At 62.5% G+C, this 11,996-nt stretch carries 14 protein-coding genes and 1 pseudogene; 10 read left to right on the top strand and 5 right to left on the bottom strand.

Features of this window, described 5'->3' with window-relative positions:
- Window positions 1–11: 11 nt before the first annotated feature.
- From queG to plsY, 5 genes are all read left to right on the top strand, one after another.
- Window positions 12–1,244 carry a tRNA epoxyqueuosine(34) reductase QueG gene (gene queG / locus NCS58_RS11910; RefSeq protein ID WP_061119401.1) on the top strand — a complete coding sequence of 411 codons (1,233 nt, stop codon included), beginning with the start codon at window positions 12–14 and terminating at the stop codon, window positions 1,242–1,244.
- Window positions 1,241–1,723: a methylated-DNA--[protein]-cysteine S-methyltransferase gene (locus NCS58_RS11905; RefSeq protein WP_250538498.1), complete on the top strand. Its 483-nt coding sequence runs from the start codon at window positions 1,241–1,243 to the stop codon at window positions 1,721–1,723. The genes queG and NCS58_RS11905 overlap by 4 nt, the downstream gene beginning before the upstream one ends.
- Window positions 1,720–2,649: a site-specific tyrosine recombinase XerD gene (gene xerD / locus NCS58_RS11900; RefSeq protein WP_061119399.1), complete on the top strand. Its 930-nt coding sequence runs from the start codon at window positions 1,720–1,722 to the stop codon at window positions 2,647–2,649. The genes NCS58_RS11905 and xerD overlap by 4 nt, the downstream gene beginning before the upstream one ends.
- Before the next feature lie 100 nt (window positions 2,650–2,749).
- Window positions 2,750–3,241, top strand: coding sequence for a Cys-tRNA(Pro) deacylase (gene ybaK, locus NCS58_RS11895; RefSeq protein WP_250490282.1), 492 nt, complete (start codon window positions 2,750–2,752; stop codon window positions 3,239–3,241).
- A gap of 36 nt (window positions 3,242–3,277) precedes the next feature.
- Window positions 3,278–3,913, top strand: coding sequence for a glycerol-3-phosphate 1-O-acyltransferase PlsY (gene plsY / locus NCS58_RS11890; RefSeq protein ID WP_250538497.1), 636 nt, complete (start codon window positions 3,278–3,280; stop codon window positions 3,911–3,913).
- Window positions 3,914–3,972: 59 nt separating this feature from the next.
- Here the strand turns inward: plsY and NCS58_RS11885 are convergent, their stop codons facing one another.
- A complete protein-coding gene (locus tag NCS58_RS11885) occupies window positions 3,973–4,458 on the bottom strand; it encodes a YajQ family cyclic di-GMP-binding protein (RefSeq protein ID WP_250538496.1) in 486 nt (161 codons plus the stop codon).
- A gap of 100 nt (window positions 4,459–4,558) precedes the next feature.
- On the opposite strand from NCS58_RS11885, the gene murB reads away from it, so the two are divergent.
- A complete protein-coding gene (gene murB, locus NCS58_RS11880; protein WP_250538495.1) occupies window positions 4,559–5,575 on the top strand; it encodes a UDP-N-acetylmuramate dehydrogenase in 1,017 nt (338 codons plus the stop codon).
- Between the two features lie 68 nt (window positions 5,576–5,643).
- On the opposite strand, the pseudogene NCS58_RS11875 reads toward murB, so the two are convergent.
- Window positions 5,644–5,803, bottom strand: a pseudogene (locus tag NCS58_RS11875) (argininosuccinate synthase); the annotation flags it as partial.
- 104 nt (window positions 5,804–5,907) lie between these two features.
- The gene (gene argF / locus NCS58_RS11870; RefSeq protein ID WP_061119394.1) at window positions 5,908–6,837 is read right to left on the bottom strand and encodes an ornithine carbamoyltransferase; all 930 of its coding nucleotides are present in this window, start codon (window positions 6,835–6,837) and stop codon (window positions 5,908–5,910) included.
- Between the two features lie 517 nt (window positions 6,838–7,354).
- On the opposite strand from argF, the gene NCS58_RS11865 reads away from it, so the two are divergent.
- The gene (locus NCS58_RS11865) at window positions 7,355–7,693 is read left to right on the top strand and encodes a DUF3579 domain-containing protein (protein WP_061119393.1); all 339 of its coding nucleotides are present in this window, start codon (window positions 7,355–7,357) and stop codon (window positions 7,691–7,693) included.
- A gap of 147 nt (window positions 7,694–7,840) precedes the next feature.
- On the opposite strand, the gene rpsT is transcribed toward NCS58_RS11865, so the two are convergent.
- A complete protein-coding gene (gene rpsT, locus NCS58_RS11860) occupies window positions 7,841–8,119 on the bottom strand; it encodes a 30S ribosomal protein S20 (protein WP_061119392.1) in 279 nt (92 codons plus the stop codon).
- Window positions 8,120–8,487: 368 nt separating this feature from the next.
- On the opposite strand from rpsT, the gene murJ reads away from it, so the two are divergent.
- Together murJ and NCS58_RS11850 are read left to right on the top strand one after the other, a co-directional pair.
- Window positions 8,488–10,038 carry a murein biosynthesis integral membrane protein MurJ gene (gene murJ, locus NCS58_RS11855; RefSeq protein ID WP_061119391.1) on the top strand — a complete coding sequence of 517 codons (1,551 nt, stop codon included), beginning with the start codon at window positions 8,488–8,490 and terminating at the stop codon, window positions 10,036–10,038.
- Entirely contained in the window at window positions 10,038–10,883 is an 846-nt protein-coding gene (locus tag NCS58_RS11850) for a SirB1 family protein (protein WP_061119390.1), read from the top strand. The genes murJ and NCS58_RS11850 overlap by 1 nt, the downstream gene beginning before the upstream one ends.
- Before the next feature lie 50 nt (window positions 10,884–10,933).
- On the opposite strand, the gene NCS58_RS11845 is transcribed toward NCS58_RS11850, so the two are convergent.
- Window positions 10,934–11,692 (bottom strand): 3-hydroxyacyl-CoA dehydrogenase, encoded by a 759-nt coding sequence (locus NCS58_RS11845; protein ID WP_061119389.1) that lies wholly within the window; start codon window positions 11,690–11,692, stop codon window positions 10,934–10,936.
- 102 nt (window positions 11,693–11,794) lie between these two features.
- Between NCS58_RS11845 and NCS58_RS11840 the strand changes: the two genes are divergently transcribed.
- Window positions 11,795–11,996, top strand: a 202-nt coding sequence (locus tag NCS58_RS11840; protein ID WP_250538494.1) for a hypothetical protein, incomplete at its 3' end; no start/stop codon positions are given.

Here is an 11,996-nt window from a genome sequence, read left to right as displayed (position 1 = left end):
AAAATGTCGTGATGAACCGATTGCCGGAACATTCCGTTGAAGTCACGACCGCGTCCTGCGACGCTGCCGCTGAATCTGTTTCAGAGCCTCGCGTTTTCGATATCGATGAAAACGCGCTGGCGGAACTCGCGCAACGCATCAAGGTGTGGGGGCGCGAGCTGGGGTTCGGTGCGGTCGGCATCAGCGATATCGACCTGGCGGATGCCGAGAAAGGCCTCACTGATTGGCTCGAAGCAGGCTATCACGGCGAAATGAATTATATGGCCATACATGGGATGAAACGCGCAAGACCGGCCGAGCTTGTGGCCGGAACGCGACGCGTCATCACCGTGCGCATGGCCTATCTGCCGGCGCAAACGCTCGCGAAAACCGGCGATGAAAGTGTCGCGACAGCCGATGGTCAGAAGAACGACTGGCGCGCGATCGAATGGTCGAGGCTCGCGAAGCCATCGCAGGCGATGGTCTCCATCTATGCGCGCGGCCGCGACTATCACAAGGTCATGCGCAATCGCCTTCAGCAACTGGCCGAGCGCATCGAGAAGGAAATCGGGCCGTTCGGGCATCGCGCGTTCACGGATTCCGCGCCGGTGCTGGAAGTCGCGCTCGCGCAGCAGGCGGGCAACGGCTGGCGCGGCAAGCATACGCTGCTGCTCGATCGCGATGCCGGCTCGCTTTTCTTTCTCGGCGAGATCTTCGTCGATGTCCCGTTGCCCGTCGATCCGCATCCCGAGCGCGAGGGCGCGCATTGCGGGCAGTGCACGCGCTGCATCGGCGCATGTCCGACGGGCGCGATCGTCGCGCCGTATCGCGTGGATGCGCGGCGCTGCATCTCGTATCTGACGATCGAACTGCACGGCAGCATCCCCGAAGACATGCGTCCGCTGATCGGCAATCGCGTCTATGGCTGCGACGACTGCCAGCTCGTGTGTCCGTGGAACAAGTTCGCGCAGGCCGCGCCCGTCGCGGATTTCGACGTGCGGCATGGGCTCGATCGCGCGACGCTCGTCGAACTGTTTGCATGGAGCGCCGCGGATTTCGACACGCGCATGCAGGGCAGCGCGATCCGGCGCATCGGGCATGAGCGCTGGCTGCGCAACATCGCGGTCGCGATGGGCAATGCGTTGCGCGCGTCCGGGCTGGATGCGGGCGAACGCCAGGCAATCGTCGACGCATTGGAGGCGCGTGAGGACGATCCGTCCGAACTCGTCCGCGAACACGTTCGGTGGGCACTGGAGCAATCATGACGAGCATTTCGTTCGATGCCGTGATCGACGCGCCGTTCGGCAAAGTGGGCATTCGCGCCGATGCGCAGTCGGTGCGCGAGATCGTGTATCTGCCCGGCGATGTCGACATCATCGAGCCGCGAACGCCGCTCGCCCAGGAAGCCGCCGCGCAGATCCGCCGCTACTTCGACACGCCGTCGATGCATTTCGACCTGCCGCTCGCGATCCGCGGCACCGTGTTTCAGCAGCGTGTGTGGCAGGGCATCAGCGCCATCTCGGCCGGGCATGTCTGGACCTACGGCCAGCTCGCGCGCGAGATCGGCAGCGTGCCTCGCGCGGTAGGGCAGGCGTGCGGCTCCAATCCGCTGCCGATCGTGATACCGTGCCACCGGGTAGTGGCATCGGGCGGGATCGGCGGCTTCGCGCATCATCCCGGCGACGGTTTTTATCGCAACGTGAAGCGCTGGCTGCTGGCGCATGAAGGTGTACGGATCGCATGACGAGCGCAACGACCGAAGCAATACAAAAACCGGAACTGACCGCGAGTCAGGGCGCGATCGATCTCTTTTGCGATGCGCTCTGGCTCGAACACGGGCTCGCGAAAAACTCGCTCGAAGCGTACCGGCGCGATCTCAAGCTGTTCGCCGAATGGCTCGGCACGACGCGCGGCGCATCGATCGATGCCGTCACCGAAGCCGACATGAACGGCTACATGGCCGCGCGCCGCGGCGACAAGGCGACGTCCGCGAACCGGCGCCTGTCCGTCTTTCGACGCTACTACGCGTGGGCGCTGCGCGAGCACCGCGTGTCCTCCGATCCGACGCTGAAGCTCCGTTCGGCCAAGCAGCCTCCGCGCTTTCCTTCGACGCTCAACGAGGCGCAAGTCGAAGCGCTGCTCGGCGCGCCCGACGTCGAGACTCCGCTCGGCCTGCGCGATCGCACGATGCTCGAGCTGATGTACGCGAGCGGTCTGCGCGTGACCGAACTCGTGACGCTGAAAACGGTCGAGGTCGGCTTGAACGAAGGTGTCGTGCGCGTGATGGGCAAAGGCTCGAAGGAGCGCCTGATCCCGTTCGGCGAGACGGCGCACGCCTGGCTCGAACGCTATCTGCGCGAAGCGCGTGCGGCGCTGCTCGGCGCGCGTTCCGCCGATGCGCTTTTCGTGACCGCGCGCGGCGAAGGCATGACGCGTCAGCAGTTCTGGAACATCATCAAGCGCCATGCGTTGAAGGGCGGTGTGCATGCGCCGCTCTCGCCGCACACGCTGCGTCACGCGTTCGCGACGCATCTGCTCAATCACGGCGCGGATTTGCGCGTCGTGCAATTGCTGCTCGGCCACTCGGACATCTCGACGACGCAAATCTACACGCACGTCGCGCGCGAGCGTTTGCAGAAGCTGCATCGCGAGCATCATCCGCGCGGATAAATCGCTTCATTGTCGAACGATCGTGCCACGGCGGCACGCTGCTGAACACTCGGCCGAATGGCCAATGGTGAGGCGGGAAACACGCCGCTACAATGCGTCCATGTCGAAAGCCAAACATGTGTCCGAAACGCCTGCGACCCAATTTCTGCGCCGTCACAAGGTCGAGTTCGGCGAGCATCCCTACGATTACGTCGAGCACGGCGGCACGGAGGAATCCGCGCGGCAACTGGGCGTGGACGAGCATCGCGTCGTCAAGACGCTCGTGATGGAGGACGAGCACGCGAAGCCGCTCATCGTCCTCATGCACGGCGACCGCACCGTGTCCACGAAGAACCTCGCGCGGCAAACGGGCGCGAAGCGCATCGAGCCGTGCAAGCCGGAAGTGGCGAACCGGCATTCGGGTTTCCTCGTGGGCGGCACGTCGCCGTTCGGCACGAAGAAAGCGATGCCGGTGTACGTCGAATCGAGCATTCTGGAGCTCGACCGGATCTACCTGAACGGCGGGCGGCGCGGCTATCTCGTGAGCCTGAAGCCGTCCGTTCTGACCGAATTGCTCGACGCAAAGCCCGTGCAGTGCGCGAGCGTCGATTAGAATGCGTTCCGCTCTCGCCACAACTGAAAAGACACCATGATTTTTCTGATCGTCGCCGTCGTGTCCTATTTGATCGGCTCGATTTCATTCGCCGTCGTCGTGAGTCACGCGATGGGACTGGCCGATCCTCGCTCGTACGGCTCGGGCAATCCCGGCGCGACCAATGTGCTGCGCACCGGCAACAAGAAGGCCGCGATCCTTACGTTGATCGGCGACGCGTTCAAGGGCTGGCTGCCCGTGTGGATCGTCGCGAACTTCGGTGCGAGCTTCGGCTGGGACAGCGCCGGCATCAACACGGCCACGGCGCTCGCGGCCATCGCGGTTTTCCTCGGGCATCTATACCCGGTTTTCTTCCGATTTCAGGGCGGCAAGGGCGTCGCGACGGCGGCCGGCGTGCTGCTCGCGATCCATCCGGCGCTCGGTATCGCGACGCTGCTCACCTGGCTGATCATCGCGTTCTTCTTCCGCTATTCGTCGCTGGCGGCGCTCGTCGCGGCCGTGTTCGCGCCGTTCTTTCAGGTATTCCTGTTCGGACCGAGCCGCATCTCGCTCGCCGTCCTCGCAATGAGCCTGCTGCTCATCTGGCGGCATCGCGCCAATGTCTCGAAGTTGCTGGCGGGGAAGGAAAGCCGCATCGGTGAAAAGAAGGAAGCGGCGCAAGCGCCCGAATAAGCAAAAAGCCGTTCCGGCGCGAACCGGAACGGCTTTTTCACTTCTTACGCGGCAACGAATCAGTCGCGGAAGTTGTTGAAGTCGAGCGGCGCGTCCGTGACTTCCTTCTTCAGCAGCGCGATGGCGCTCTGCAGGTCGTCGCGCTTCGTGCCTTGCACGCGCACGGCATCGCCCTGAATGCTCGCCTGAACCTTGATCTTGCTGTCCTTCACGATCTTGACGATTTTTTTCGCCAGATCGCCCGACACGCCTTTCTTTACCGTGACGACTTGCTTCAGCTTGTCGCCGCCGATTTTCTCCTGCTTGCCGTAGTCGAGAAAACGCACGTCGACGCCGCGCTTGGCGAGCTTGTTCAGCAGAACGTCCTTCACCTGGCCGAGCTTGAAATCGTCGTCGGCGTAGAGCGTGAGTTCGCGCTCCTTTTGCTCGACGCGTGAATCCGAGCCTTTAAAGTCGAAGCGCGTCGAGATTTCCTTGTTCGACTGCTCGATCGCGTTCTTTACTTCGATCATGTTTGCTTCGCTGACGACGTCAAACGATGGCATCTGTCTTTCTCCTTCATTGAGGCGAGCGCGCTGCGGAAGCGCGGCTCGCGCAATCGCTATAATCACGGACCTGTCGTCATTCTACCGACGCGCCTCGCTCATGTCGCTCCAGCTTCTCTCCGATTTCTCTCTGCTCGTCCACAACACGTTCGGCTTCGATGCGCGCGCGCGTCATGCGATGCACATCGATTCCGTCGACGCGGCCGTCGCGCTCGCCACCGATCCTCGCATCGCGAACATGCCGCAACTCGTGCTCGGCGGCGGCAGCAATATCGTGCTGACGCGCGATTTCGACGGCGTCGCGCTGATCGTCGGCATCACCGGGAAACGCTTGATCGGCGAAGACGACGATGCGTGGCTCGTCGAAGCCGGCGCGGGCGAGAACTGGCATGGGTTCGTCGCCTGGACGCTGGCACACGGCATGCCGGGCCTCGAAAACCTCGCGTTGATTCCGGGCACGGTCGGCGCGGCGCCGATTCAGAACATCGGCGCTTACGGGCTCGAAATGGGCGAGCGCTTCGAGCGGCTCAGCGCGGTCGAACTCGCGAGCGGCGAACGTGCGGACTTCGATCGCGCCGCGTGCGCCTTCGGTTATCGCGACAGCTTCTTCAAGCGGGCAGGGCGCGGGCGCTTCATGATCACGTCGGTGGTATTCAGGTTGCCGAAAGCGTGGACGCCGCGCGCCGACTATGCCGATGTCGCGCGCGCGCTCGAAGCCGCGGCGAAACCGGATGCAAAGGCTATTTTCGATGCGGTCGTCGCCGTGCGCCGCGCCAAGCTGCCCGATTGGACCGTGCTCGGCAATGCGGGCAGCTTCTTTAAGAATCCCGTCGTGAGCGCGACGGCATTCGAGACGCTGAAACAGCGCGAACCCGGCGTCGTTTCATACAGCCAGGCGGACGGACAAGTGAAACTCGCGGCGGGCTGGCTGATCGACCAATGCGGCTGGAAAGGGCGCGGCATCGGCGGGGCTGCGGTGCATGACCGTCAGGCGCTCGTTCTCGTGAATCGCGGCGGCGCGACGGGCGCGCAAGTGCTGGAACTCGCCGAAGCCATCAAGCGCGATGTGCTCGCGCGCTTCGGCGTCGATCTGGAGATGGAACCGGTCTGCCTTTGATTCCCGATGCGCAGACAAAACCGCCGGACGAAAGTGCGGCGGTTTTTTCACATTCAGCGACCGGCGAATTACGCGCTGCGCTTGTGGCGTGCGTTTTCCGCGATGCGCATGCGCAGGGGCGATGGTCTTGTCGAACAGCGTTTCCTTCGAATCGCGCGAGACGACCGACACGCTGCCCTCGTAGAGCTTCCAGCGCACCCAGCCGTTGACCTTTTCCTGCGTGTGATCGAAGTGCGCGGAAAAAACGCTTTTTTAAAGCAAAAAAGCCGCGCTTCCGTCATTTCGGGCGTCGCGGCTCATCATCGATGGCGCCAATTTTGCCCGGTATCCGCTCAGTGATTGAGCTTGCCGAGCAGGAGATACTCCATCAGCGCCTTCTGGACGTGAAGACGGTTCTCCGCCTCGTCCCAGACCACGCTCTGCGGGCCGTCGATCACTTCCGCGCTCACTTCCTCGCCGCGATGCGCGGGCAGGCAGTGCATGAAGAGCGCGTCGGGATTGGCACGCGCCATCATTTCCGCATCGACGCAATAGTCGGCGAACGCCTTCATGCGCGCGTCGTTCTCGGCTTCGAAGCCCATGCTCGTCCAGACGTCCGTCGTGACGAGATCGGCGCCCGCACACGCTTCGTTCGGATCGTCGAACTCTTCGTAAAACGGCTTACTTTCCTCGGCGACGAGCGCGGGATCGAGCTTGTAGCCCAGCGGCGTCGCGAGACGCAACTTGAAGCCGAGGATGTGCGCGGCCTCGATCCATGTGTAGAGCATGTTGTTCGCGTCGCCGACCCACGCGACAGTCTTGCCGTGAATCGGACCGCGATGCTCGTAAAACGTGAAGATGTCAGCGAGCACCTGACACGGGTGATATTCGTTCGTCAGCCCGTTGATGACCGGCACCCGCGAGCTTTCGGCGAAGCGCTGGATGATGTCCTGGCCGAACGTGCGGATCATGATGATGTCGACCATGCGCGAGATGACCTGCGCCGAATCCTCGATCGGCTCGCCGCGGCCGAGTTGCGTGTCGCGCGTGTTCATGAAGACAGCGTGGCCGCCGAGCTGGAAAATGCCCGCTTCGAAGGAGAGACGCGTGCGCGTCGAACTCTTCTCGAAGATCATCGCGAGCGTGCGGTCGTGCAGGGGATGATAGGTCTCGTAGTTCTTGAACTTGCGCTTCAGGATGCGCGCGCGTTCGAGCACGTACTCGTAGTCGTCGAGCGAAAAATCCTTGAACTGAAGATAGTGGCGAATTTTTTTGGCGGTCATGAAACGCAAGCGGCGGCTTCGAACCGGCCGCTTCGCCAACAGGCGTCAGGGCCGGACGGCGCCGCCGTCGTGAGTGGTATCGCATTTGAGCATAAAGGATTTTGCGATGTTTGACGAGGCTGGGCAAAAGGACGATGGCGAGCGCGCAAGCCGTACCCATGACTTCGTAGTGCCCCTAATGGACGCGCCCGATGTCTGTGTGCGCTGCGGAAAAGAGGTCGCTGCTGTATAATTGCGCTCGCTCGTTTCAACAGTTCTGCAACATTCAGCACCGTTTCACGCGCATCTGCGGCGAAGGGTTCCAAGAATCCGGTCGGCGTAACTTTGCGCGTTTCGATTTCGCGGTGGATGGCCCAGTGCTGTCGAGTCCGCCATTCTTGCCGCGGGCGCGGACGGTTCCAACGGAATCGACTCGCGCGAAACCGCCCGGCGCGCTTCCTGCGCCTGCCATTGCGGTTCCCTGCGTCAGGCATGTGCGTCCCGGTGCGCGTCACCGGCCGTCAAAAGGTATTTCTACATGGCTGAAACATCTCCTACCGAATACTTCATACAGGGCATCACCAAGAACGGGAGGAAGTTTCGGCCGAGCGACTGGTCCGAGCGCCTGTGCGGTGTGATGTCGGGATTCGGCCCCAAGGCGAAAGGGCCCAACGCCCGTCTGCAATATTCCATCTACGTGCGTCCGACGATGATCGGCGACATCAAGGTCGTGATCGTCGATTCGCGCCTGCGCGACATCGAGCCGATGGCCTTCGACTTCGTGCTGAACTTCGCAAAGGACAATGACCTGCTCGTGACCGAGGCGTGCGAGCTGCCGCCGCATCACGGCACGCAGACTCAGCAGCAACAGCCCTGAAACATCGAAGTATGAGCAGACGCAAAAAAGCCCGCCGAAGCGGGCTTTTTCGTTACTGCGCAGCGGAAACAGGAAGCTGCTTCGGCGAACGCTCCGTCAACGAAAACTCATGATGACCGGAGAGCGCCCGCCAGAAGCGAGCCGGAATTACTGGGCAGCGGGGGCCTGCAGGCCCTTGATGGCTGCAGCCAGGCGGCTCTTGTGGCGAGCGGCCTTGTTCTTGTGGACGATCTTCTTGTCCGCGATGATGTCCATCGTCTTGACCGACGACTTGAACACTTCGGCGGCCTTGGCCTGATCGCCGGCGTCGATAGCCTTGCGAACTGCCTTGATGGCCGTGCGGAACTTCGAGCGCAGCGCCGAGTTGTGCGAGTTTGCTTTGGCGGCCTGACGGGCGCGCTTGCGAGCTTGAGCGGAATTTGCCATGACGGTTTCCTTGTCCTGTTTCTGCTGTTACTTGTCCGGCGCGCGCGGCCGACGAAGGCCTTGAAAAGCCCTGACGCGGGCACTCGAGCGCGCTGCCTTTTGATCTGAAATCCCGGGAACGATTGCCCGAGAACCTCTAAAACATCGCCGGCCAGGGCCGGAAAAGACGCGAAGCTACGCAATCCAACAGATTTTTGGAGCTTCGAAACCGGAAATTATAGCAAGGGAATATGAGACGTGACAAGCGCGGCGTGGATTGCGCCGCCGCCGGGCGATTTGATGCAATTGGTCAATCCTTCGCCATTGGCCGCCAGCAGCAAGCGCAGTCTGATGGGCGCGCCGCACGTGGCCCGTATAATAAGCGCCCCATGAATCTATTCCGAGCCCTCCTGACGGTCAGCGGCTTCACGCTGCTGTCGCGCGTGACCGGCCTGATCCGCGAAACGCTGATCGCCCGAGCTTTCGGCGCCAGTCTCTATACCGACGCGTTCTATGTCGCGTTCCGCATCCCCAACCTGCTGAGGCGCCTCTCCGCGGAAGGTGCGTTCGCGCAGGCGTTCGTCCCGATCCTTGCCGAGTTCAAGAACAGCAAGGGCCACGATCCGACCAAGGCGCTCGTCGACGCGATGTCGACCGTGCTCACGTGGTTTCTCGTCGTGCTGTCGCTGGCCGGCATGGCGGGCGCGAGCTGGGTCGTCTATGCGGTTGCGTCCGGGCTCCGGCACGAAGGCATCGGATACACGCTTGCCGTCGAGATGACGCGCATCATGTTTCCGTACATCGTCCTCATTTCGATGACGACGCTCGCCTCCGGCGTGCTCAACACGTACAAGCAGTTTTCGCTACCCGCGTTCGCCCCCGTGCTCTTGAACGTCGCGTTTATTTTCGCGGCGGTGTTCGTGGCGCCGCATTTGAAGGTGCCGGTCTACGCGCTCGCCTACGCGGTGATCGTCGGCGGCGTTCTGCAATTGCTCGTGCAACTGCCCGGCCTGAAGAAGATCGACATGACGCCGCGCGTCGGGTTGAACTTCAGGCGCGCGCTCGCCCATCCGGGCGTCAAGCGGGTGCTGCTGAAGATGGTCCCGGCCATGTTCGCGGTGTCGGTCGGGCAGTTGAGCCTCATCATTAACACGAATATCGCGTCGAACATCGGGGCGGGCGCCGTGTCGTGGATCAACTACGCCGACCGCCTGATGGAATTTCCCACCGCGCTGCTGGGCGCGGCGCTGGGCACGATCCTGCTGCCGAGCCTCTCGAAAGCGCACGTCGACGCCGACAACGACGAATACTCCGCGCTGCTCGACTGGGGCCTGCGCATCACGTTCCTGCTGGCCGCGCCGAGCGCGATCGCGCTCTTCTTCTTCGCCGAGCCGCTCACCGCGACGCTCTTTCACTATGGCAAGTTCGACAGCCATTCCGTCGTGATGGTCGGCCGCGCGCTGGCGGCGTACGGGATCGGGCTGATCGGGCTCATCCTCATCAAGATTCTCGCGCCGGGTTTCTATGCGAAGCAGGACATCAAGACGCCGGTGAAGATCGCGGTCTTCGTGCTGATCATGACGCAGGTGAGCAACTACATCTTCGTGCCGATTTTTTCGCATGCGGGTCTGACGCTCTCGATCGGCCTCGGTGCGCTCGCCAACGCGCTCCTGTTGTTCGCGGGCCTGCGCCGCCGCAAGATCTACCAGCCGTCGCCGGGCTGGCTGCGCTTTTTCGTGCAACTGATCGGCGCGTGCCTGATTCTTGCGGGCGCGATGCATTGGGTGACGATCAATTTCGACTGGATCGGCATGCGCGCGACGCCGTTCCTGCGCATCGCGCTGCTCGGCGCGAGTCTCGTCGTGTTCGCCGCGCTATATTTCGGTATTCTGTCCGCGATGGGCTTCAAGTACGCCTATTTCAAGAGACGCACGCTTTGATGACGACAACGCGTATCCTCGACTACTTTTCTTCGCTGATGGCGGATGACGACAGCCTTCCGCTCACGGAAGCGGCTTTGTCGCTCGCGCAGGACGCGTATCCCGATCTCGACATGCAGGCCGCGCTCGCGGAGATCGACGAACTCGTCGTGCGCGCCCGCCGCCGCATGCCCGAGGACGCAAGCGTCAAGCAGAAAGTCGATGCGCTCAATCGATACTTCTTTCGCGAGCTGGGTTTTTCCAGCAATCTCAACGATTACTACGATCCCGACAACAGCCATCTGAACGTGGTGCTGCGCCGGCGTCGCGGCATTCCGATTTCGCTCGCGGTGGTCTATCTGGAAATGGCCGAGCAACTCGGATTGCCGGTGCGCGGCGTGTCGTTTCCGGGGCATTTCCTGCTGCGCGTCGCCACGCCGGGCCACGATCTGATGCTCGATCCGACTACCGGTCAGACGCTTTCCGAAGCGCAGATGGTCGAGATGCTGGAGCCGTATGTGCAGCGCGTGGGCGAATCGATCGGCAGCGCGCTGCGCGTGCTGTTGCAACCCGCGACGCGGCGCGAGATCGTCGCGCGCATGCTGCGGAATCTGAAGGGCGTCTACTTGCAGACGGAACGCTGGCAGCGTCTGCTCGCGGTTCAGCAGCGGCTCGTGATCGCATTGCCGAACAGCATCGAGGAAGTACGCGATCGTGGCTTCGCGTATGCGCGTCTGGATTATCTGCGGCCGGCGCTCGAAGATTTGCAGCGTTACATCGAGATGCGCCCGGATGCCGAGGACGCGACGGTCGTCGAAACCGAGCTGCATGAGCTGCGGCAGCGCACGCAGCACAACGGCGACTGAACGCGGACGGCGGACTTCGAAAGAAGCCCGCCGTTTTCACATCCGAAGCGTCATTTCGGCTGCATGCGGATCGCGCCGTCGAGACGGATCACTTCGCCATTGAGCATCGGGTTATCGAAGATCTGCTTGACGAGCATGGCGTATTCGTCCGGCTTTCCGAGACGCGGCGGGAACGGCACCATCGCGCCGAGCGCGTCCTGCACTTCCTTCGGCATGCCGAGCAGCATCGGCGTTTCGAACAGCCCCGGCGCGATCGTCATCACGCGGATGCCGCTCTTGCTCAGATCGCGCGCGATCGGCAGCGTCATGCCCGCCACGCCGCTCTTGGACGCCGCATAGGCCGCCTGGCCGATCTGCCCGTCATATGCCGCGACCGACGCCGTGTTCACTATCACGCCGCGCTCGCCCGCATCGTTGGTTTCGTTCTTCGACATCACGGCGGCCGCGAGCCGGATCATGTTGAAGGTGCCGATGAGGTTGACCGCAACGACTTTCGAGAACAGGTCGAGCGCATGCGGACCGTCGCGACCGACCGTCTTCGCCGCCGGCGCGATGCCCGCGCAGTTCACGAGACCGCGCAACGTGCCGAGGCTCGACGCGGTATCGACGGCGCGCTGACCATCGCTTTCCTGGCTCACGTCGCATTTGACGAACGCGCCGGACAGCTCTTTCGCGAGCGCTTCGCCCGCCGCTTCGTTCATGTCGGCGAGCACGACCTTGCCGCCTTGCGCCGCGATCACCCGCGCCGTTGCCGCGCCGAGTCCCGACGCGCCGCCGGTAATCAGAAAGACATTGCCTTGCATCTCCATGATTCTTCTCCTTTATGTGATTCGTGCGTGCGAGGGCCGGGGTACAGGCCGCTCGCGCCGATGTCGTCCTCGTGGGAAACGCGTCGATTGTAGCGAAGCCGCATGCTGCAAATTCGCACGACGGTCATGCGAATTCATACGCGAGGGCGTAAAAAAACCCGCTCGTCGAGTGAACTGCACCCCAAAAGTTGGACAACCGTCCAACGACTTGGGGTGTTTTTTATGAGCAAGCACAGCGCGCAATTTAAGCGAGCCGTCGTCGAAGACTATCTGTCAGGCAAATATGGTGGTAGTGGAGCAGTGG

Origin of the sequence: Caballeronia sp. INML3B (assembly GCF_023631305.1) — a bacterium.
GTDB lineage: Bacteria > Pseudomonadota > Gammaproteobacteria > Burkholderiales > Burkholderiaceae > Caballeronia > Caballeronia turbans.
This window is presented reverse-complemented; position numbering and strand designations above follow the sequence as displayed.